This window comes from Janthinobacterium breve (assembly GCF_051380895.1).
Taxonomy (GTDB): domain Bacteria; phylum Pseudomonadota; class Gammaproteobacteria; order Burkholderiales; family Burkholderiaceae_D; genus Janthinobacterium.
This window is the reverse complement of record NZ_JBNYXY010000008.1, coordinates 266,875-288,860: the sequence shown is the minus strand read 5'-3', so window position 1 is coordinate 288,860 and position 21,986 is coordinate 266,875. Positions and strand designations below refer to the sequence as shown.

At 64.0% G+C, this 21,986-nt stretch carries 12 protein-coding genes; 7 read left to right on the top strand and 5 right to left on the bottom strand.

Features of this window, described 5'->3' with window-relative positions; translation table 11 throughout:
- Positions 1-88 precede the first annotated feature (88 nt).
- The 5 genes from ACQ4W0_RS17800 to ACQ4W0_RS17780 form a co-directional block, all read right to left on the bottom strand.
- Positions 89-1,402, bottom strand: a complete 1,314-nt coding sequence (locus tag ACQ4W0_RS17800) for a DUF3472 domain-containing protein (protein WP_436577939.1) — start codon at positions 1,400-1,402, stop codon at positions 89-91.
- 63 nt (positions 1,403-1,465) lie between these two features.
- On the bottom strand, positions 1,466-2,857 hold the full coding sequence (locus tag ACQ4W0_RS17795; RefSeq protein WP_436577938.1) for a Gfo/Idh/MocA family protein: 1,392 nt from the start codon (positions 2,855-2,857) through the stop codon (positions 1,466-1,468).
- A 66-nt stretch (positions 2,858-2,923) separates the two neighbouring features.
- Complete coding sequence (locus ACQ4W0_RS17790) at positions 2,924-5,965, bottom strand: TonB-dependent receptor (protein ID WP_436577937.1); 3,042 nt, start codon at positions 5,963-5,965, stop codon at positions 2,924-2,926.
- A 509-nt stretch (positions 5,966-6,474) separates the two neighbouring features.
- Positions 6,475-9,420, bottom strand: coding sequence for a TonB-dependent receptor plug domain-containing protein (locus ACQ4W0_RS17785; RefSeq protein WP_436577936.1), 2,946 nt, complete (start codon positions 9,418-9,420; stop codon positions 6,475-6,477).
- Between the two features lie 98 nt (positions 9,421-9,518).
- The gene (locus ACQ4W0_RS17780; protein ID WP_436577935.1) at positions 9,519-12,869 is read right to left on the bottom strand and encodes a TIM-barrel domain-containing protein; all 3,351 of its coding nucleotides are present in this window, start codon (positions 12,867-12,869) and stop codon (positions 9,519-9,521) included.
- Between the two features lie 346 nt (positions 12,870-13,215).
- Here ACQ4W0_RS17780 and ACQ4W0_RS17775 point away from each other — a divergent pair, with 346 nt between their 5' ends.
- The 7 genes from ACQ4W0_RS17775 (at position 13,216) to bcaP (ending at position 21,978) form a co-directional block, all read left to right on the top strand.
- Positions 13,216-14,352 (top strand): AgaS family sugar isomerase, encoded by a 1,137-nt coding sequence (locus tag ACQ4W0_RS17775; protein ID WP_436577934.1) that lies wholly within the window; start codon positions 13,216-13,218, stop codon positions 14,350-14,352.
- Positions 14,339-15,304, top strand: a complete 966-nt coding sequence (locus ACQ4W0_RS17770; protein ID WP_436577933.1) for an ROK family protein — start codon at positions 14,339-14,341, stop codon at positions 15,302-15,304. The genes ACQ4W0_RS17775 and ACQ4W0_RS17770 overlap by 14 nt, the downstream gene beginning before the upstream one ends.
- The gene (locus tag ACQ4W0_RS17765; RefSeq protein ID WP_436578052.1) at positions 15,304-16,647 is read left to right on the top strand and encodes a D-tagatose-bisphosphate aldolase, class II, non-catalytic subunit; all 1,344 of its coding nucleotides are present in this window, start codon (positions 15,304-15,306) and stop codon (positions 16,645-16,647) included. The genes ACQ4W0_RS17770 and ACQ4W0_RS17765 overlap by 1 nt, the downstream gene beginning before the upstream one ends.
- A gap of 35 nt (positions 16,648-16,682) precedes the next feature.
- On the top strand, positions 16,683-17,450 hold the full coding sequence (locus ACQ4W0_RS17760; RefSeq protein ID WP_102120467.1) for a DeoR family transcriptional regulator: 768 nt from the start codon (positions 16,683-16,685) through the stop codon (positions 17,448-17,450).
- Positions 17,451-17,453: 3 nt separating this feature from the next.
- Positions 17,454-18,548 (top strand): N-acetylglucosamine-6-phosphate deacetylase, encoded by a 1,095-nt coding sequence (locus tag ACQ4W0_RS17755; RefSeq protein WP_436577932.1) that lies wholly within the window; start codon positions 17,454-17,456, stop codon positions 18,546-18,548.
- A gap of 37 nt (positions 18,549-18,585) precedes the next feature.
- Positions 18,586-20,379, top strand: coding sequence for an MFS transporter (locus ACQ4W0_RS17750; protein ID WP_436577931.1), 1,794 nt, complete (start codon positions 18,586-18,588; stop codon positions 20,377-20,379).
- 201 nt (positions 20,380-20,580) lie between these two features.
- Entirely contained in the window at positions 20,581-21,978 is a 1,398-nt protein-coding gene (bcaP, locus tag ACQ4W0_RS17745; RefSeq protein WP_436577930.1) for a branched-chain amino acid transporter BcaP, read from the top strand.
- Positions 21,979-21,986 lie beyond the last annotated feature (8 nt).

Sequence of the window (21,986 nt, the reverse complement as noted above, 5' to 3'; positions counted from 1 at the left end):
CTTGCATTGCGCTTCTCTTGCAACTGCACGATACATGCCAAATGCGCGCAGTAGCACGCGCGAGGCTGCCCGTCTGACACTGCTGCAGTTACTGCATCGGCAAGGCGCTCACATCGACGGCCGGTGCCTGCCCCGTCGCGGGCCGCGTGAAATTCTGGCTGGTTTTCACGACATCGGCGAAGAAACCACCGTTATGCAGGTAGAACTTGCCGTTCTCCAGGCCGCCCGCGTAATCCATGCGCTGCGCATTGGTGGCCGTGGCGTCGCCCGTGAAGCGCCCTGCCGTCACTTCCGACCAGGTGCCGGAAACGTTCCTCGCCCACTGGTTGCCAAACTGGACGCGGCGCTCCGTGTAGCCCAGGGTATCGATGAAGTTCTCGAGGAAGGAATGCACGCCCGTCAAGTACGTGCTGATGGCCGGCCGCTTCCAGGTGGCGATGTAGCGCCACTTGCCCGTTTCCGGCGCAAAGAACCAGGCCGAATAATCGCTGCCGCCCTTGCCGTCGGGCCGCGCGCGCGTGATGAAGCGGTACGTGGTGCCGGCCGTCCAGTTATATGAAAGGTAAGTCTGTCCACCTGTGCCCTCGCCGCCAAACGCATTGTCGACCACGCCGGCGCCCTTGCTGACCAGGGTGGTCTTGGCGCCATTGTCGGCATCCCACACGGAAAACAAGATCCAGCGCTCACTGGGCGACTTCACCTGGATGCCCATGTAGCCCTGGCCGAAGCCGTTGGCCATGAAGTAGGAGCCGATGGCGTCCTGGCCGACGGGTATCGTCATCTCGTTGTAAAAATACTCGGTATTGGCCGGCACCGTGTAGCCCATGTGCACGGACGGCCCGCGACGCGACCAGTAGTAATTGGCCGGATCGTTGGCATAGTTCAGCGTGGCGCCGGCCGTCACCTTCAGCGCGGCGACCTCGCCAAACGTGCCCTTTGCGCGCGACAGCCCCTGCATGTCGACCTTCACATAGCCGGCCGCCGGCACGTTCACCGTGCCCACGGCGTAGGTCTTGCGCGCCTTACCGGCCAGCTTGACGTCGAACGGCGTGCCGTTGATCTTCACGCGAATGGTGCTGTTGCCGCCATCGGCCAGGCTGGCGTCGAGCGCCACCTGGACGGGACCCGCCTCAGCCACGCGGAAATACGTGCTGGCGACGGCAGCCGGATTGCTCCAGCCGGCCAGGCCATGTTCACCGATGACGGCGCCCTCATTCCCGCTGGTGATGAAGGCATTGCCGGCCAGTTCCACGCTGGCGGACGTGGCCGGCGCGGCCACGCTGGCGGCCAGCAAGGCGGTGCCGCCCGTGCTGGTGGCGGTAGCGGTGGCGCCGCCGCAGGCTGCCAGCAGCAAGGGCATGGCGGGAAGGACTGCGTAGCATAATGAACTTCTGTGTTTCATCAACGTCTCCTGGAATAGAAAAAACCCGCTACGGCGGCAGGCGCGGTAGCGGGCGTATGGTGCTTAGTACTTGCCGTCGAGGGCGAAGATCGGCTTGCGTGCTTTCCACTGGCCGCCCGTGAAGTCCGGGAAGTCCAGGGTCTGGAAGTTGGCGGCGATCGACTGCTCGGACAGCGGCGTAATGGCGCTCCACGTCACGGCATCATAGATATCGATCGGCATCGGCGCGTTGGCCTTCAATGCTTCGACAAAGGCGTGGATGACGAAGAAGTCCATGCCGCCGTGGCCCGCGCCTTCCGCTTGCGCCGCGTACTTGCGCCATACCGGGTGCTCATACTTGTCCTGGTAGGCCTTGAAGTCATCCCACTGGTGCGGCTTGCTGACGCCTTCGATGTGGATCGAGTTGTTCAAGTCCATCCACAGGCCGTCCGTGCCTTGCACGCGGAAGCCCAGCGAATACGGGCGCGGCAGGCTCGTGTCGTGCTGCAGGATGATGGTTTCGCCGTTTTCGCACGCCAGCGTCGTGGTGACGACGTCGCCCAGCTTGAATTTCACCTTGGCGTTCGCATGCTGCGCGCCGCCTGGCTGCTTGACGATGTAGTCGTGCAAACCGCGCGCCTTGGTGGCGAAGGCATTGATGCGCGTAAAACGGTTGCCGCGGTTGATGTTGGTGTACATGGCGCACGGGCCGATGCCGTGGCTCGGATACAGTTCGCCATTGCGCTCGACCGAGTGCTGCGTGCGCCAATGGGCTTCCGACCAGCCTTTTTCGCCGAATTCCACGCCGCCGCCATACGGCTTGGCCGGATTGCCGCTGTTGAATTTGACGGCGCGCAGGTCATGCTGGTAGCCTCCCTGCAGGTGCAGCAGTTCGCCGAACAGCCCCGCGCGCACCATCTGCAGCGCGGCCATCACGTCGCGGCGGTAGCATACGTTCTCCAGCAACATGTAGGGCGTACCCGTCTTCAACTGGGTATTCAGGACATCCCAGTGGTCTTGCAGGGTGATGCCAGCCACCACTTCGCAACCGACGGGTATCTTCGCCTGCATGGCGGCGATCGCCATGGGCGCGTGGAATTCCCACGGCGTGGCGATGATCACGCCATCGAGGCCGCCCGCGTCCAGCATGCGCTTGTAGGCTTGCGTGTCGCGGTCTTCGCCATACGTGCGCGGACGCGGCTTGCCGGCTTTGGCCACCTGGCCCAGCGCATGTTTCAGCATGATAGGCTCGATATCGCACAGGGCGACCACTTCCACGTCGTCGCGGCGCACCAGTTCAGCCAGCAGCACCTGGCCGCGCATGCCCGTGCCGATCAGGCCCAGGCGGATCTTGTCGCGGCCGGCGGCAGCTACGGCGTTGGCGTCGCCAGGCAGCAAGGCGCTGCCTGCCATTGCGCCACCGGCCAGCGCGGCGCTGGCGGACAGGAAATTGCGTCGATTGAATTGTGTCGTCATTGGTCTCTTCTCGCTTCCATTGGTAATGTTCGTCGCCGGCCCGCCATACAGCAGGCCGGCTGCAGTTTAATAGGTGTATTCAGCCGTAAAGCGCACCGAACGCGGCGCCGTGCGTCCAGCCACCTGCAAGTAGTTGCGGGCGATGGCGCCATGGTCTTCGCGCGTTTCGTTATAGCGGGTCACTGTCTGGCTGTTGAACACATTGAAGACGTCCACTTTCAGGCTTAGGCCTTTGACGGCGCTGGGAGTATAGGCCACATTCATGTCCAGCTGGGCTTGCCATGGCAGGCGGCCCTGGCTGCCGCGCGGCGCCGGCTTGCCGTTGCAGTAGAAATAGGAATCGCCGTAATCGTTCTCGAACTTCAGGTTATCGGGCAGCGCGCCGATGCAGTTGCGCGGCGCACCTGAGGTCAGCGACAGGTTGGCGCCAACCATGACGTCGGGGATAACCTGCATGAAACCGTAGGCCTTGAAGGCATGACGATGGTCGCCCGGCAGATAGCCATACGCGTTGTACATCAATTCCTTGTGGTCGTCGCTGACCGTCAGGCCCACGTCGCCGCCGCCGATACTGTCCGTCTGGCCTTCCATATTGCCCTTCAGCGCGGACAGGGTGTAGGTCAGCTTGCCGTACCAGCCGTTCGTGTACGGGTGCTCGACGAACATGTTCAATGCGCGGTAGGTGCGCGATGGCAGCGGATTGCCCCACTCTGCCGCCGAAATATCCACGCGGCGCAAGCCCTTGCCGTCGTCAAAGTCCACCATCAGGCTGTTGTCGCGGCCCGGGTTGATGATGGCGCACTGGAAGCCGCCCCATTTGCTCGTGTCGACGCTGTTGCGCGTGGCCCAGGCTTGCAGCGGACGCGCGTCGCAAACGTCATCGTTGGTGTCGTTCAGCTTGCGGTACAAGACGCTGGCGCCCACCACCAGTTTCTTGCTCAGGGCGCGTTCGAAGCCCAGCGAGAATTCATCCTGCGACAGCGGTTTCAGGCCGATGGCCGTCACTTCGCGCGCATCGCGGCTCTGACCATACGCATTGTTGGCCGAATACGGCTTGCTGATCGCGTGCAGGCCCGTTGGCGCGCCTGTGACCGGATCGACGCCCGTGTAGGTGTACATCTCGCTGGTGGCCAGGAAGGGGCTGGCCATATTGCTCGACAAATTCGATGGCACCGGCAAGTGGTAGCGGCCACCGTTGGCGAAGAATTTCAGGGTGCCGTCGCCCAGGTAATCCCAGGTGGCGCCCACGCGCGGGGCGATCATGTTGCGCTGCGAAATGAAGGCCACGCCATCGGTGCTGTAGTTGGTGAACTGTTCCCGGCGCAGGCCCAGGTCCAGCAGCACCCGCTCGGTGACCTGGTAGTGATCCTGGATGTACTGCGCCGATTGCACGCTGGTCGGACGCGCCAGGTTGGCGTTCAGGTCCTTGCTGACGTAATAGCCCTGCGTGCCGTAGCCGCCACCCTGGGCCGGCGTCTCAAACGCGCCGTTGATCGTGCGGTTCGGATCGTCCGCTTTCAGATAGCTCCAGCGGTAGCCTCCCGCCAGGCTCAGGCCCACCTTCGATTCCACGTCGATGCGGTCGATGCCGCCGCGCAGCGAGTGCTTGCCCAGCTTGTATTCGAGGTCCAGGCGTTTGGCTTTCTGGCGGTCTTCCGAGGAAGGATCGACCAGGGTGCCCGTCACCGTTTGCGGATTGGCGTACGTCAGGCCAGGTACCTGGGTCGACGTGTTCGACGAGGTCTGCGCCAGCAGCGGATTGTAGCCATTCGGCGTGCGCGTGTGCGCAGTGCGCGATTCGCCCATCATGGCCGTCACGGTCAGATTCTCCGTCAGATAGCCCGTGTACTTGAAGATGTCAATGTTCGCGCCCGGCGCAGCCGATGAACCGCAACAGTTGACCGTCGTCTCGCCCTTGCCTGCCTGTACGCCATTGCTCGCATGCGTGGCGTAGCTGTAGCCGTACGCCTGGCTGTCCGTCTTCGTGCGGTCATACAGCTTGGTGTATTCGAAGTGATGGTCGTCCGTCAGGTTGTAGTCCAGCTTGGCCATCATCCGGTCTACCTTGCTCTGGCTGGTGCTCCAGCCGCGCGCCAGGGCCGAGCCCGAGTCGGCGGTGGCGGCAACGGCCTGGCTGTCGGTGCGCGTCTGCTCCAGCGCCACGAAGGCGAACAGCTTGTTCTTGATCAGGGGACCGCTGCCATACAGGCCCACCACCTTGCTGGTGCTGCCGTTGTCGCGGTTCCAGTACAGCAGATTGCCGTCCGTCTTGGGATTGGCACCCGTGTTCGGATAGTAGGTGTTCTCCGGTTCACCTTTCAGCGAACGGGGAATGATGGACACCTTGCCGCCGAATTCGACCTTGTTGCCGCCGCTCTTGGTGGTGATGTTGATCACGCCTCCCGTGGAACGGCCAAATTCCGAGCCGTAGCCGCCCGACAGCACCTGCAGGTTGGAGATCGCGCCGAACGGCAGCTCCGACGCGCCCACCTGCGTCAGTATGTTGGTGATGGGGAAACCGTTAACGTAAAACGCGTTTTCCGACTGGCCCGAACCGCCGATCGATGGCGCATTGCCATACACGCTGTTGGTGCCGCGCGCCACGCCCGGCGTCAGCTGCACGATGGAAGCCACATCATTCCCGACTGGCAGCGCTTTCAATTCCTTGGCGGTGAAGATCACGCCATTATTGGTGTTCGACACGTCGATCGGGTTGCGCGACGCTTTCACCACGACGGTCTGCTCCTGGCCCACGCTACCGGCCACGCTGGCCGGGCCGAAGTTCGCTTCCGCACCCGCGCCGATCAGCGCTTCGACTTCCTGCGATGCTTCGACCGAACCGGCACGCAGCACGCGCACCGCATAGCGGCCCGGCGGCATGGAGTTGGCCACATAGCGGCCCGAGCTATCCGGCGTCAAGGTGCGCTGCACGCCCGTCGCCAGGTTTTCCAGCACCACGGTGGCGCCGGCCGGCGCGCTCACTTCGCCGAAAATGGTACTGGTGGCGTTCGACTGTGCCCAGGCCTGGCCTGGCACGCCGGCCGCCAGTGCGATCACGATCGCGGCGGCGCGGCTGATGTCGCGCAATTTGAGTCGGGTGCTATGCATGGTGTCTCTCCGTCTATATCGAGGGTTATACGCGCCCTCCCCGCTCCGGGGCGGAGTCGGGGGAACGCAATTTTTATGGTAGTCGTCGGCCGGTGCAGCCAAGCAGTTGCACCTTTCGAGAAATCAGTCCGTATCGGCTGATTTTCGTTTTCTTGGGATTACTTTAAAAAGAAAAATAAGTATCGTCAACAAAAAGAAAGTTATAACGCAAATTTATCGCTAAACTCAACACATAAAGGCGATTTATCTTTCGATTTACTTAACGGATCGATAGATTGCTTTCGTTATCGTGGTGTGGCAGATACACGCGAACGCAAGGAGATGGTCGGAAGCGCACAATCCGCGCAGTAATCGGGGAAGAAAAATGCGAAAGAAGACACGACCATCTCCTTTCACTTACGCTTATCTTTCGTATTACTGATTTCGGAATATGGTCTTTTTCTTTTCATGACAATCCCCCGGCCCGCCCCGACGCAGGCCGCGCGGGCGGGCCGGGGCAGTGTCACACCTTAAAAGAACTTGTAGCTGGCCGAGAGGGCAAACTGGCGGCCAAACAGGTCCTGGCTATGGTTGTAGCCTTCCCAGCCATTCGGGTCGTAGTACGGCTGCTTGTTGAACGCGTTTTTCACGTTCAGGCCCACGTCCAGGTGCTTGATCGGCTTCCAGCTGAAGGCCAGGTTCACCGTGGTGTACGACGGCGCGCCCTTGCACTGGCCCGCAGGCAGGGCCACGGAGGCGGCGGTGCAGTTTTCCGGCGTGTTGTCCTTGTCCCAGGGACCGTAGGCCCAGCGCGTCTTGCCCGAGTAGTTGACGAACACGCTGCTGACGAAGTTGCGGTAGCTCCAGTCGGCATTCACGGTGGCGCGGTAACGCGGCGAATCGTAGTAGCCGACGGTGTTGCCCTTGATGTCGCTGCCGTCTTGGCTGTCGTGGGTGTTGCGCTTGCTGATGGTGGCCGCGATGCCGGTACTCAGCTTACCCCAGTCACCCAGCGAAAAGCGCGTGCGCGCATCGATGTCCACGCCGTCCATCAGGGTGCGGCCGCGGTTCGAGTACGAGTTGATCAAGCCGCCCAGGTTGCCCACCGAGTAGCCCGGTACGCCGCCCGCGCACACGCCCGCGTTGGCGGGATTGGCGCACATGGCTGCCACCGCCGCCATGTTGCCCCGATCCGCGTCGGTCAAGCTATTGCGGATGGCGCTCGGCGTGCCGGCCAGGGTCGGGCCATACTTGTCCACCAGTTCCGTAAACAGCTCGTTGAAATCCTGGCGCACGATTTCGTCGCGGCGGTTGATGAACCAGTAATCGATGGAGATGCTCACGTCCTTGGCCGGCTGCAGGACCAGGCCCACGGTGGAAATCTTGGCTTTTTCCGGACGCAGATTCTGGTTCGGCGGCGTCAGGCCGCCCACCGTCGTGGAGCAATTCGAATTGAGCAGGCTCTTGCCCAGGTCCGCATCCGTCGCCACCCTGGACTTCATCAAGGCGCGCGCCATGGCATTCGTTTCGTCGCAGCGCACCGTATCGCGGATGCCACCCACCTGCGCAAAGACGCCGCCCGACCCCGCTTCGGCCAGGTTGGGCGCGCGGAAGCCTTCGGAATACGTCCCGCGCAGCATCAGGTCGGGCCGCGCGCGCCAGATCACGCCCAGCTTCGGTGCCAGGTTGGCGGCAAAATGCGGGTATTTGTCCAGGCGCGCGGCCGCATTGACTTCCAGCGTGTCGCTGAGCGGCACGACCACTTCGCCAAACACGGCGGCAATGGTGCGCTTGCCGTCGAACCAGGAACCGCCCTGCTGCGTGATCAAGCCATTGGCCGCATCCGCGTTGCCGGGCGTGAGGAAGCTCTCGCGCATGATATTGGTGCCCACGGCGGCGCGCACTTCGCGCTCGCCGAGCTTGAACAGGGTACCTTCCAGCTTCGCGTCCCAGGTCATCAGCTTGGTCCACGATTCGATGGCGAAGGTCGGATAGGCGGCACGCAGGAGCGCAGCATTGGCCTCGCTGATTTCGCCGAACTTGTAGGCGGGATTATCCGAGATGTACGTGCGGCCGCTGACGGGGTCTTTCGTAAACGGGCCGAACGCCTGCTCGAAGCCCTTGATGTTGATATTCGCCGTCTGGAACAAGGTGGAATGGCTGCCCGCCACGCTGAGCGCCGTTTCAAAATCCCACCCGCCGCCGATGCTGCCACGCAGGCCCACCAGCGCGCGGTAGTTTTCATCGACATTCTTCTGGCCGAAGTGGCCCGTCGCATCCTGCAGCAGGTAGTTCAAGCCTGCCGCGCCGCCCATCCTGGCCACCATGTCGGCATCGAGCTTGCCCTTCAGGTAGACGTTGTTCGGGCTCAGAAAAGGCGTGGCGAAGGTGTTCAGGGTATTGCCCGTGTTGCGCGCAAACCAGTTGTTGGAGCTGCCGCTGTTGAAGCTGGACGGCCCGTTTTCGCCACGCATCTTGATATGGGTGAAGGCGCCTTCCGCAAACGCTTCCATGTCGCCGCCCAGTTTCAGCCGGCCGCTCAGGTATGCCGTGGCCCGCTCCGAGGTAGGGCCCGTGTCGAGCTGGTTGGGCAGCGCATTCCACACGCAGCGCGTGCCCGACGCTTCGGTGATGCTGTTGTTGCAGCCAGGCGCGGCGCGCTGGGTGCGCGCATTGTTGTTGGCCTTGTCGAAGACAAAGAAGGTCCCGGGATTCATCACACCCGGTTCGCTGCCGACGCCCACGCGCATATTCGGAATGAAATTGGGATTGTTCACATAAAAATACGAGGGACGCTTGCGATAGGTATCGGCCAGCGCGATGCGGTCGCGCTGGTAGACGTTCACGGAACCGTAGATGTTGTAGCCGTCGCTGACCATGTCGCCCACGCCATACAGCACGCTGGCCTGGCGCTCGCCATAAGCTTTCACGCTGGGCGAAAACTCGCCGTTGGCGCGCGCTTCCAGGCCTTGATACGACTTCTTGGTGATGACGTTGATGACGCCAGCCACGGCATCGGAGCCATACACGGCGGAGGCGCCATCCGTCAAAATTTCCATGCGCTCGATGGCGGCGGCGGGAATGGCGTCAATATTGACGAACATGGTCTGGAAGCCGGCCGGCGCGCCATAGAACGACAGGCGGCGGCCATTCAGCAGCACCAGCGTGCCCTGCGCCCCCAGACCGCGCAAGTTCGCTTGGGAACCGCCGTCCGACCCCGTAAACATCGAGCGGAAGTCCTGCTGCGCCGGACGGGCGGCGGGCAGGTTGTCGAGCACCTGCAGCAAGGTGAGCGCGCCCATGTTTTCAATCTGCTTGGCATTGATTACCTGTACGGGCGACGCCGTTTCCGCGTTGATGCGCTTCAGGCTGGAGCCCGTCACTTCGACGCGCGCCAGCTTCTCCTCCTCCGCTGCCAGCGCCGTTGAAGCCAATCCTACCGCCACCATGACGGCCATCAGTTTTTTCAAGTGCATTCCCATCTCCCTTTTTATAAGTGATTTGTTTTCGTCAGGCTGCAAGAGCCCCTCCCCGGTCCGAAGAGGGGCTCGTTTTTAGTGAAATGATGATGTGTCTAGCGCGGCTTGACGGTCGCGCCCTCCGTGCCAGTGAGTACGGCGTTGGCCCAGTTGCCGCAAACCTGGGCCGGTCGGACGCCGCGCGCGCCCAGGGTGCGCAAACTGAGCTGGCTCAGGCCGCGCACGTCGATTTCGGGTTTGACCACCCCGGGAGCCGTGACCAGGCCGCTGTCATACAGCAGCCGCTCACCGCTCCAGACCTGGAATTGCAAGCCGCCCGCGCTGCGGCAGCTATCGTCCACGCCCAGGTCGGCGCGCAGCAGATTCCAGTTGCCCGCCAGCTGCAAGTCGATGCGGCTGGCAGGTCCCACGCCGAGGCCCTTGCGGAACCACAGCCCGTTCATGCGCATTTCGGCCGCCTTGCCAGCCGGCCGGTCGCGTCCGATATTCTTCGGCAGCGCCAGATCCGACAGGTAGCGCTGTACTTCGGCGCCTTCGGCCACGCGGTGCTCGAGCACACGGAATTCGGACAAGGTGACGGGCGCCACGTCGGTGGCCAGCGCCGCATCAAACGCGCGCGCCACCGGCCCCGCCTGCGCCGCCGTGACCATCGGGTCGGTGGACGCCGCGCCATCGCCTTCCGGATTTTGCGTGCTCATGACGCGGAAGCGCAGCAAGCGTCCGGCCGTGGCGGGGAAATTGATCGTCTGCGTGCCTTCCTGCAGCTTGAGGGTGCCCCGCTGCAGCGGCGCACCCCATTCGCCGTTGTTGTCGCCGATGTAGATTTCATAGTCGCGCACCTGGCCATGCTTCCAGTGCTGATCGTTGCGCGGCGCCAGTTCGATGCCGTCCACCAGACGCCGCTCCGTGAAGCCGATCACCCATTCATGCGGTCCGCTTTTCACGGAAGGGCTGCGCACGGTGCGGAACCACGTCTCCGGCTTGCCATCGAAGGCGTTTTCCAGCGGATAACCGTTTTCTTCAAAGGGACGCGCCACCACCTGCATGGCGTCGGCCGGCAAGGCGCGGCCCGACACGGGAGCGGCCGGGAAGTCGGCGTCCAGTCTAGCCACGGCCAGCGCGCCATCGACTTGCAGCATCAAGGGCTGGAGGATATCCTGCGCCGCCACTTTCACGTGCAAGGTGCCTTGCCTATCCGCAGGATCGAAGAACCAGCCCTCTGCCACCTTGTCGTAGGCGGCGCGGTCGCCAGCAGCGGCAAGCAATCGCTCGCCAGCTTTGACCGCTACTGGCCGCTGCCCCGCCAGCATGCGCAGCGCATAACTACGGCGCGCTTCCTGGCCCTGGTACTTGCCATCAACGGCGCCGATGTCGACCTGCACATCGCCGCCCGTTTGGCGCATGCGGATGATTTGCTGGCTGAAGGCGCCGCCCTGGTACTGGCGCGTGTTGCCATCGTCTTCATACAGGGAGTATTCGGAATCGCCATGCGGGTAGATATCCAGCGTGAGCTGATCCTTCGGTTTCTGGCCGTCGTACAGCATTTCCGGATACATGGGCAGGATGGCGCCGGCGCGCACGAACACCGGCAGCTTGTCCAGCGTCACCTGCATATCCAGGTCGCGGCCCTTGGCGTCGGCAGTGGCCTGGCGGCCATCCCAGTAGTCGTACCATGTGCCCTGCGGCAGGTGGATGCCCTTGCGCCAGCCGCCGCTGACGGCCTGGCTACGGTAGACGGGCGCCACCAGCACGTCGCGCCCCAGCAGGAATTGATATTTATAGGCTTCCGTGTAGGCGGCCGGGTCTTGCGGGTAATCCCACATCAGGCCCCGCACCAGCGGCGCGCCCGATTGCTCGGCTTCGCGCACCAGCGTATACATATACGGCGTGAGGCGCATCTTAAGCTTCAGATAGCGGCGGTTGATGTCACGGTACGGTGCATCGAACCACCATGGGTGCTTGCGCTCGGCCGCGGCCCAGCCGGACATGCCCATCAGGACGGGCGTAAAACTCTTCCACTGCAAATCGCGCAGATAGGTTTCCGGGCTGCCGCCGAAGATGGCATCCACGTCGCCCGATGCATACGCCTGGCCGGACAGGCCCGAGCCGATCAGGGTCGGGATATGCCAGCGGATGTAATCCCAGCTGGCGCTCTGGTCGCCTGTCCACGCCACGGCGTAGCGCTGGATGCCGGCCCAGCCCATCACCGTCCACAAAAATGGCCGGCTGTCGGAATTGTTCAGGATGCCATCGTAGGCCGACTTGTTCGCATCCATGGCGAACTGGTAACCCTTGCCCGTCCACGCCACGTCCAGCTTTTGCACGCGGCTGCCCGCCTGGCCCACTTCCCAGGCGATCTTGTCGACGCCGTTTTCCGTCCACAGGCCTGTGCGGAAGCCATAGCCGGCCAGGCCCTTCACCGTTTCCGGCAAATTCGTGTAGCCGCAGCCATAGCCGTCGTTGGGCAGTATCCAGCCGCCCGGCATATCGTGTTCGCGGTACTGGCGCGCCACGGTTTCCACCACGTCGGGCGTCTTGCCCGTGGGGCCATCCGTCCAGCCCTTCGGCACGGAGCCGGGCTTTTTCACGTTGTCGCCATCGTTGTAGCAATCGGCGTCGCCATATTCCAGCGCCCAGCGGGGCAGCATGCGCGCGCGGCCCGTCAAGTCCGTGTAGCGGGCCACGACGTCGCGCAAGTCCTTGCCGACGAAGAAATACGCGTCGAAACGGCCTTCCGCATGCTGCAGCGAGATCTGCTCGTTATCGCGCAAGTCGTAGTGCCCGTCAGACCAGGTATTGCGCAGCACGCCCCAGCCCCGTGAACTCATCAAGAATGGCGCGGGATTCGGCCGGTCGCCCTCTTCCCAGCCGCCCGAATACGACACGGGCACCTGCTTGCCCTTGAATTCGAAGCGGCCATTCTGCTGGCCGCCGCCGAAATAACGCTCGCCCGGCAAACTCGACAGCACCTGCACGCCCTGCTTGTCGTCGAGCGACAGCGGCTGCACTTCGCGCCACAGGGGCACCGCGTCGCCCTTGCGGAACAGGGTAAAGCGCAGCGGTCTGCGGTCGATGCGCAGGCTCAGGGCTTCGGTGCTGATCAGGATATGGTCGGACTGCTCGCTGAGCTGGTACGCCACCTGCGCGGCAGGCTGGCCCACGACGATGGGCGCGGCCTTGTCGCCCGGCCCCGTCAAGCCCGCCTTGCCGCCTGCCTGGATGCGCAGCACGTCCGCCTGCGGCAGGCTGATGCGCAGCTGCATGCCCGTGTCGCTGCGCAAGTCCCAGCCCAGCCCCTCCCCCTTGGCCACGTCGGCCGCGTGCATGGCGGAAATCGTCTGCAAATTGCCGATAGCCGCGGCCTGCAGGCCCGGCACAGCCAGGGTGGCGAGGGCGGCAAGAACACAGGCGGCAAGGGCGCGGCGGGGAAGCGGGAGAGGTTTCATCTGAGGGCTTTCAAAAATTGATGCGATGGAAATACTTTAAGAAGAAAAATAAATATCGTCAATAAAAAGAAAGTTAAAGCGGCAATTTATTAATAAAATGCCCAAAACCGGCGCATTAATCTTACGTTTCATCAAAATGTCACAAAACATACTTTCGTTATCGTCGCATTTCAGCGACAAGCCGCAGCACCACAGGGTTTCATGCGGCACCGCAACACGATTTCACGGAGATAAAACGACATTATTTCGCAAGCTACCAAACATTTTACTTTCGCTTTACTTTCGTATTTGACTTTTCGAAATTTAGTATTTATGCTTTCCCCAACAAACACTTTACTGACACTCCATGACTACCCTTCTTCAGCGTGACATTCAAACCTGGCGCGACATCGGCGGCCTGCACACGGCCGAGGAAATCGCGCACCAGCCGGCCATCTGGCGCGCGCTGGCCAGCATTTTGCGCAAGGAACAAGCCAGCCTGGCCGCCTTCCTGGGCGACGCGCTGTCCAATCCGCAGCAACGCGTCATCCTGACGGGCGCCGGCAGTTCGGCCTATGTAGGCGAAATCGTCGTCGATACCCTGAATGCCGCCTGGCCCGCGCAGATCCGCGCCATCGCCACCACCACCCTGCTGACCCACCATGAGCTGTACCTGGAAGCGGACGCGCCTACCCTGCTCGTCTCGTTTGCCCGCAGCGGCGACAGCCCGGAAAGCCTGGCCGCCGTGGAACTGCTGCGCCAGATCGTGCCCGGCGCGCGTTTTTTGAACATCACCTGCAACGCCGATGGCAAGCTGGCACGCCAGGGCGCCAATGACAGCAATACGTATAACTTGCTGATGCCGGAAGGCAGTTGCGACCGCGGCTTCGCCATGACCAGCAGTTTCAGCAGCATGCTGCTGGCGGCCCTGTCGGTGCTGGGCAAGGACACGGATTGGACGCGCCTGGACACGCTGGCGCAGCTGGGCGAACAAGCCTTGAGCGACTGGTCCGCCCCCGTGGCGGACCTGGGCTCGCGGCCTGTGCAGCGCGTGGTCTACCTGGGCAGCGGCCCGCTGGAAGCGCTGGCCAAGGAGGCGGCATTGAAAATCCTGGAATTGACGGGCGGCCGCGTGATGGCGATGGCAAATACCGCGCTGGGTTTCCGCCACGGCCCGAAATCGGCCGTCACCACGGAGTCCCTGGTGATCCTGCTGCGCAGCAGCAAGCCGCTGGCGCGCCAGTACGAAGACGACCTATTGAAAGAACTGCAGCGCGACAGCGTGGCGCAAACGTGCCTGACGGTGGGCATCGGCGGCGACCTGTCGGCCGACGCACCGGCCTGGCCCGACGCCTGGCTGGCGCCATTGTGGCTGCTGATGGCGCAGCAATATGCGCTGCACCAGTCCGCGCTGCTGCAACTGCGCCCCGACAATCCATTCGCCGGCGGCATCGTCAACCGTGTCGTGCAGGGCGTCACCATCTATGGCCATGACCAATTCTAATCAGACAACGGGCTACCACGCGGGCTACCACGGCATCGACATCGGCGGCAGCAAGATGGAGCTGGTGGCCTTTGCCGACCACGACGGCGCGCTGACCGAGGTGTTCCGTGAGCGCGTGGCCACGCCGGGCGACGATTTTGCCGCCTTCGTGCAAGCCATCGTCGACCTGGTGGCGCGCGGCGACGCCGCCCTTGGCACGACGGCGCCCGTCGGCATCGGCTTGCCCGGCGTGATCGACAGCGCCAGCGGCCGACAATTGAGCTCCAACGTGCCCGCCCTGAACGGCCGGCTGGTAGCGCAAACCTTGCAGCAGGCCTTGCAACGCCCTGTCGCCATCGGCAACGATTGCCAGTGTTTCGCCCTGTCGGAAGCGCAAGGCGGCGCGGCCGAGAATGCCGCCAGCATGTTCGGCGCCATTCTCGGCACCGGCGCCGGCGGCGGCTATTGCGTGGGCGGCCAGCTGCTGCGCGGCTTTAACGGCGTGGCCGGCGAATGGGGCCACTGGAGCCTGCCCGCCACCCTGATGGCGCAGCATGGCCTGGCCGACTATCCCTGCCCATGCGGCAAGGCGGGCTGCCTGGAACGCTATGTCTCCGGCCCCGCCATGCGCAAAATCCACGCGCATTTTGGCGGCGACGGCGCCGAGCCGCTGGCCATCGTGGCCCGCGCCAACATGGGCGACGCCGTGGCCCAGCGCACGGTCGCCGTGCACCTCGATGTGCTGGGCCACGCGCTGGCCGGCCTGGTGCTGGCCTACGACCCGCACGTCATCGTGCTCGGTGGCGGCCTGTCCAAGCTGCCCCACCTGTACGACAGGCTGCCGGCCGCCGTCAAGCGCCATCTATTCCCCGGCGTGCACGTGCCGCCCATCTTGCCGCCCCGCTTTGGCGACGCCGGCGGCGCGCGCGGCGCGGCCCTTTTGATACGACAACATACAAAGGCGTCAACATGATGAAGCAAGTGGAAAACCCGACTTTTACCTTGTCCCCGATCCAGCAAGTGATCAAGGCGCACCGCCGCGGCGAACGCGTGGGACTGTACGCCGTCTGCTGCAGCCACCCGAGCGTGCTGCGCGCCGCCATGCGCGTGGCCAGCGACTACGACACCGTGCTGCTGGTCGAAGCGACCTCGAATCAGGTCGACCAGTTCGGCGGCTACACGGGCATGACGCCGGCCGTTTTCCGCGACACCATGCTGGCACTGGCGCGGGAACAGGGTTTCCCCGCCAGCCGCCTGGTGCTGGGCGGCGACCATCTTGGCCCGAACGCCTGGCAGCACCTCGATGCGGCCACCGCGATGGCCCACGCCGAGACCCTGATCGCCGCGTATGCATCGGCCGGTTTCCACAAGATCCACCTCGATTGCAGCATGCGCTGCTTTGATGACCCTTTGCAGCTCGACGATGAAACCGTGGCGGCCCGCTCGGCGCGCCTGTGCATCGTCGCCGAAGCGGCGGCCGCCGCGGCCGGCTTCGCGCCGCCCGTCTACGTGATCGGCACGGAAGTGCCGATTCCCGGCGGCGAAGCATCGCTGGCGCAGGCCGGCGCCGTCACCAGCCCGCAAGCGGCGCGGCGCACGCTGGACGTGCACCGCCGCGCGTTCCTGGAAAATGACTTGCACGGCGCCTGGCGCCGCGTGATCGCCATGGTGGTGCAGCCGGGCGTCGATTTCGACCAGAGCAGCATCCAGCATTACGATGCGGATGCCGCCACCGAGCTGTCGGCCTTTGTTGCCGAGCAGCCCGGCCTCGTGTTTGAAGCCCATTCCACCGACTACCAGCGCGAAACGGCCCTGCACGCCATGGTGCGCGACCATTTCGCCATCCTGAAAGTGGGCCCGGCCGCCACTTTCGCCCTGCGCGAAGCGCTGTACGCGCTGTGCCAGATCGAGCAGGAACTGCTGCCGGCGCACGCCACGTCGCAGCTGATGCAGGTGCTCGACGACGTGATGGTGGCCAAGCCGAAGAACTGGATCAAGCACTACCTGGGCACGCCGCAAGAACAGCGTTTGATGCGCCGCTATGGCTTGAGCGACCGTTGCCGCTATTACTGGGGCGAGCCGGAAGTGGCTGCCACCGTCGACAAGCTGCTGGCCAACCTGGACGCCGTGACGATTCCGCTGCCGCTGCTGAGCCAGCATTTGCCAGAACAGTACCTGGCCGTGGTGCAGGGCAGCTTGACAGCCGAGGCGCCGGCCTTGATCGAGCACAAGATCGGCAGCTTGCTGGCGCAATATGCGCGCGCCTGCAACCGCAATGCTGCCCTCCCCGTCGTTGCCGAAGCGGCAATCTGTTAAGCTCGATATTTTCATTTTTTACTGAGCCCGCCACCATGCGAAATACCAGCCAACGCCGTGAATCCATCCTCCAAATGCTTGCCCAGCAGGGTACGGTGCAAGTGACCGATCTGGTGGAAAAACTCGGCGTGTCCGCGGTCACCATCCGCAGCGACCTGAATGCGCTGGAAGCGCAAGGCATGGCCACACGCAGCCACGGCGGCGCGACGCTGACGCGTACGCCGCCGCCCGAGCACACGATACGCCAGAAGGATGCCATCAACCACGAGCAGAAGGAGCGCATCGGCGCCTTCGCCGCGCGGCTGGTGGAACCGGGCGACAACATCATCATCGACTCGGGCACCACCACCATCTCGCTGGCGCGCCATTTGCGCGATGCGACCGGCGTGACGGTGGCCACGAATGGCCTCAATATCGCATGGGAACTGGCGGACGCACCCGGCGTGGACCTGATCCTGACGGGTGGCCTGCTGCGCAAGCAGTCGCTGTCGATCCAGGGCAGCCAGGCGGAAACCTGTTTGCAAGCCTACAGCTTCGACAAGCTGTTTCTGGGCGTGGACGGCTTCGACCTGCAGTTCGGCGTCACCACCCACCACGAAGCGGAAGCGAGCCTGAACCACAAGATGGTGGAACGGGCCAAGAAGATCATCGTCCTCACGGATGCCTCCAAGTTCGGCCGCGTCAGCCTGCACCGCATCGTGCAGCTGGACCGGGTCGATACCGTCATCACCGATGCCAGCATCAGCCAGGAATACCGCGAAGGGCTGCAAAAGCTGGGCATCGAACTTTTTATAGCGGAATAACACATGCTGAGCGGCAGAATCCTTACCCCATCTGGCTGGATCACGGGCACCATCACTTTTGACCAGCGCATCGTCCAGATACAAGAAGACCCTGCCGCCGACAGCGCGCTGACCATTTTGCCCGGCTTCATCGACCTGCACGTGCACGGCGCGGCCGGAGTCGACATCATGGAAGGCGGCGACGCTGGCGCCACCGTGGCGCAGGTGCACGCGCGCCACGGCACCACGGCCCTGCTGGGCACCACCCTGACGGCCAAGGAACCCTCGATCCTGCGCGCCCTGCAAGGCCTGGCCGGCGTCATTGCCGAGCGCCCGGTCAACGGCGCGCGCATGCTGGGCGTGCACCTGGAAGGACCTTTTTTAAACCTGCACCGCCTGGGCGCGCAGCCGCCCGACGTGGTGCAGGCCAGCCTGGCACTGGTGCAGCGCTTTCACGCCATCGCCCCCATCAAGGTGCTGACCATGGCGCCGGAAATCCCCGGCCACCTGGAACTGATCCCGCAACTGGCGGCGATGGGCATCCGCGTGCAGATCGGCCACAGCGCCGGCACGTATGACGAAGGCGTGGCGGCGCTGAAAGCCGGGGCCTCCGGTTTTACCCACCTGTACAACGGCATGACGGGCATGACGCATTACGACCCGGGCATGGTGGGCGCGGCGCTGGGGCATGCCGAATACGCGGAAATCATCCCCGACCTGCAGCACGTGGCCAAGGGCGCCTTGCGCGCGGCCCTGCGCGCCATCCCGCGCCTGTATGGCGTGACGGACGCTACCTCGGCCACCGGCATGCCCGACGGCGAATATGGCCTGGGCACGCAGCACGTCTACAAATGCCTGGGCTGCGTGCGCCTGGCCACGGGCTCGCTGGCCGGCAGCGTGCTGACCATGGACCAGGCGCTGCGCAATTTCGTCGACCTGGGCCTGGACCTGGCCGACGCCTCGAACCGCCTGTCGCTATACCCCGCCGACTACCTGGGCGAATCCGAGCGGGGCCGATTGGCACCGGGCGCCTGGGCCGACATCGTCGTCCTCGATTCCACACTACAGCCAGTGTCCGTCTTCGTCGAAGGCGCGGCCATCGATCTTTCCACCCGCTAGACCACCCACCCTACCTCAACCCCGTCCCGGAGTTTTCATGCACGACACGTCACACAAGGCCCCCGTGTGGGCCATGCGCTACCTGCTATTTATTGCCGGCATGGGGGGATTGCTGTACGGCATAGATATCGGCATCATCGCCGGCGCCCTGCCCTACCTGGAATCAACGGCCTCCGTGGCCTGGAAACTGACGGCCCAGCAGCTGAGCTTTATCGTTGCCGCCGTGCTCCTGGGTTCAGTCCTTTCTTCCCTGTTCGCCGGCGCCCTGGCCGACCTGCTGGGCCGGCGCTGGGTGATGTTCCTGGCCGGCGCCCTATTCAGCGCCAGCATCCCCCTGATCGCCCTGGCCGACGGCTACATGGCGCTGCTGCTGGGCCGCCTGCTGCAAGGCATCAGCGGCGGCTTCATCGGCGTCGTCGTGCCCCTGTACCTGGCCGAATGCCTGCCCGCGCAGCAGCGGGGACGCGGTGCCGCCCTGTTCCAGCTGCTGCTGACCATCGGCCTGGTGGCGGCCGCCCTGATCGGCCTGCAACAGGCGCAGACGGTGGAAATGGCCACGCAGGCGGCGCAAGCCTTGCCGGAAGCAGGCCGCATCGCCGCCATCTTCACGGCCAAGGACCACGCCTGGCGCAGCATCTTCTGGGTCTGTCTGACGCCGGGCCTGGTGTTTACCATCGGCGCCCTGCTGCTGGCCGAGTCGCCGCGCTGGCTGGCACAACGGGGACGCATCGAACAGGCGCGCCAGTCGCTGCTGCGCACCCGCCTGCCCGCCGTTGCCGAGCTGGAGCTGCGCGAAATGCTCGACACGCCCGAGAACGCGGTCAAGGCCAACGGGAGTGCCAAGGCGAAGGACCCGCTGCTGAGTCGCCGTTACGTGCTGCCCTTCCTGCTCGCTTGCCTGATCCTGGCCTGCACGCAGGCGACGGGCATCAATTCCATCCTCGCCTATGTCGTCAACATCCTCAACCAGGCGGGCTTGTCCGGCGCCTCGGCCAACATGGCGGACGTGCTGCTGAAAGTACTGAATGCCGTGATGACGGTGGTGGCCGTGCTGCTGGTGGACCGCAAGGGTCGCAAATTCCTGCTGATGCTGGGCACGGGCGGCATCGTCGTCTCGCTGCTGGCGGCCGGTTTGCTGTTTCGCGGCGCCGAAGCGCACCTGGCCGACGTGCGCCCCGCCATCGCCACCCAGGTACAGGCGGACGGCCTGACCCTGCACCTGGACACCGCCACCCTGCAAGCCCTTGGCGCGGCGGCCGACGGCACGCCGCAGCAGCTGACCATCGCCTACGCCTACGGCCCGTTCACGAATGTGAAAAGCCTGCGCAGCGACGATCCCGTGCTGCGCCAGGTGACGATCGCCCGCGAAGACGCCGTGCAGGCCGACAGCGTGATCGGCGTATTCTTCCGCAAGCTGCACCTGAATCTGTTCGCCGACCCGGCCGCCGGGCGCGAAGCGCCGCTGCGCATCGAAAAGGCCAGCCTGGGCCCCGTGCCGTCGTCCACGCATGGCTGGCTGGTGGCGATTGCCATCTGCGTGTTCGTTTCCAGCTTTGCCGTGGGACCGGGCGTGTGCGTGTGGCTGGCCCTGTCCGAACTGATGCCGACCCGCATCCGTTCGAACGGCATGAGCATCGCGCTGCTGGTGAACCAGTTCGTCTCGACGGTCATCGCCGCCATCTTCCTGCCGACGGTGGGCTTGCATGGCTATTCCACGCTGTTCTTCTTCGGTGCCGGCTGCACCGTGCTGTATTTCCTGGCGGCCGCGTTTTTATTACCAGAGACGAAGGGCAAGACGCTGGAAGAGATCGAAGCACATTTTGCCAAGTAGGTAATTAAAGCAGTCTCCTTTACGGCCCCGGTCCATCATCCCGGGGCCGTTTTTTTGCCTGCGGGGCAAGCTTGCAGGCGGGCGCGCACGGCACGGTACAGTTTTCCTTCTGGAAAGAGCGCAGCCTGGGCTAGAATCTGGCTGCGTCGTGCTACTCACGAGGCGGCAATGGCGCCATGACAAAAACTACCAGGAGACACAGTGAGCTTATTTAGAACCAAGAATTTGGATGACATGATTGCCCACAGCAAGAAGCCGGGAGGACTGGCCAAGGTGCTGGGGCCCTTCGACCTTGTCCTCATGGGCATAGGCGCCATCGTTGGCACCGGCATTTTCGTGCTCACCGGCACGGGTGCGCTGACGGCCGGCCCCGCCCTATCGCTGTCGTTTGTCGTGGCCGCTGTCGCCTGCTGCTTCGCCGCCCTGTGCTACGCGGAATTCGCCTCCACCGTACCCGTGGCCGGCTCCATCTATACCTACAGCTATGCGACTTTGGGCGAGCTGGCCGCCTGGATGATAGGCTGGGACTTGCTGCTCGAGTACGGCCTGGCCGCGGCCGCCGTCTCCGTCGGCTGGTCCGGCTACTTCCAGTCCCTGCTGGCAGGCGCTGGCATCACCCTGCCTGCGGCCCTGACGGCCGCACCGGGCGCCCTGCCGGGCGTCACGACCTTCATCAACCTGCCGGCCCTGGTCATCATGCTGCTGCTGACGGCCATGCTGGGATGGGGCGTGCGCGAATCGGCGCGCCTGAACAACATCATGGTGGCCATCAAGGTGGGCGTGGTGCTGCTGTTCATCATCTTCGGCGCACGCCACGTGCAGCCGGCCAACTGGCAGCCCTACATGCCGTTCGGCTACCACGGCATGCTGAGCGCCGCCGCGCTCGTGTTCTTCGCCTTCATCGGCTTTGACGCCGTCACCTCGGCCGCCGAGGAAGTCAAGAAGCCGTCGCGCGACTTGCCGATCGGCATCATCGGCTCGCTGGCCGTGTGCGCCGTGCTGTATGTGATCGTCTCGGCCATCATGACGGGCATCGTGCCGTATCAAAAATTCCTCGGCGTCGACCATCCCGTCTCGCTGGCCCTGCAATATGCGGGCGAAAACTGGATCGCCGGCTTCGTCGACCTGGGCGCCATCCTGGGCATGACGACCGTCATCCTGGTGATGGCCTTCGGCCAGACGCGCATCATCTTCGCCATGTCGCGCGACGGCTTGCTGCCCAAGCGTCTGTCGACCGTGCATCCGCGCTTCCACACGCCATTCTTCGCCACCTGGCTGGTCGGCATCGTCTTCGGCCTGATCGCCGCCGTGATCCCGCTCAACATCCTCGCAGAGCTGATCAACATTGGCACCCTGGCCGCCTTCACCATGGTGTCGATTGCCGTGGTGGTGCTGCGCAAGCGCCGTCCCGACCTGCCACGCGCCTTCCGCTGCCCCGGCGTGCCCTACGTGCCGGCGCTGGCCGTGATCCTGTGCGTGGGCCTGATGACGTTCCTCAGCTGGGTCACCTGGATGGCCTTTACCATCTGGCTGGTGATCGGCCTGGTCATCTACTTCGGCTACGCGCGCCGGCGTTCGCTGCTGCACCCCCCGCAGTAAAAAGTCCC

What these genes read in the sequence shown, in the direction of transcription:
- ACQ4W0_RS17800 (WP_436577939.1), bottom strand. Translation starts at nt 1,402, where the DNA reads ATGAAACACAGAAGTTCATTATGCTACGCAGTCCTTCCCGCCATGCCC.
- ACQ4W0_RS17795 (WP_436577938.1), bottom strand. Translation starts at nt 2,857, where the DNA reads ATGACGACACAATTCAATCGACGCAATTTCCTGTCCGCCAGCGCCGCG.
- ACQ4W0_RS17790 (WP_436577937.1), bottom strand. Translation starts at nt 5,965, where the DNA reads ATGCATAGCACCCGACTCAAATTGCGCGACATCAGCCGCGCCGCCGCG.
- ACQ4W0_RS17785 (WP_436577936.1), bottom strand. Translation starts at nt 9,420, where the DNA reads ATGCACTTGAAAAAACTGATGGCCGTCATGGTGGCGGTAGGATTGGCT.
- ACQ4W0_RS17780 (WP_436577935.1), bottom strand. Translation starts at nt 12,869, where the DNA reads ATGAAACCTCTCCCGCTTCCCCGCCGCGCCCTTGCCGCCTGTGTTCTT.
- ACQ4W0_RS17775 (WP_436577934.1), top strand. Translation starts at nt 13,216, where the DNA reads ATGACTACCCTTCTTCAGCGTGACATTCAAACCTGGCGCGACATCGGC.
- ACQ4W0_RS17770 (WP_436577933.1), top strand. Translation starts at nt 14,339, where the DNA reads ATGACCAATTCTAATCAGACAACGGGCTACCACGCGGGCTACCACGGC.
- ACQ4W0_RS17765 (WP_436578052.1), top strand. Translation starts at nt 15,304, where the DNA reads ATGAAGCAAGTGGAAAACCCGACTTTTACCTTGTCCCCGATCCAGCAA.
- ACQ4W0_RS17760 (WP_102120467.1), top strand. Translation starts at nt 16,683, where the DNA reads ATGCGAAATACCAGCCAACGCCGTGAATCCATCCTCCAAATGCTTGCC.
- ACQ4W0_RS17755 (WP_436577932.1), top strand. Translation starts at nt 17,454, where the DNA reads ATGCTGAGCGGCAGAATCCTTACCCCATCTGGCTGGATCACGGGCACC.
- ACQ4W0_RS17750 (WP_436577931.1), top strand. Translation starts at nt 18,586, where the DNA reads ATGCACGACACGTCACACAAGGCCCCCGTGTGGGCCATGCGCTACCTG.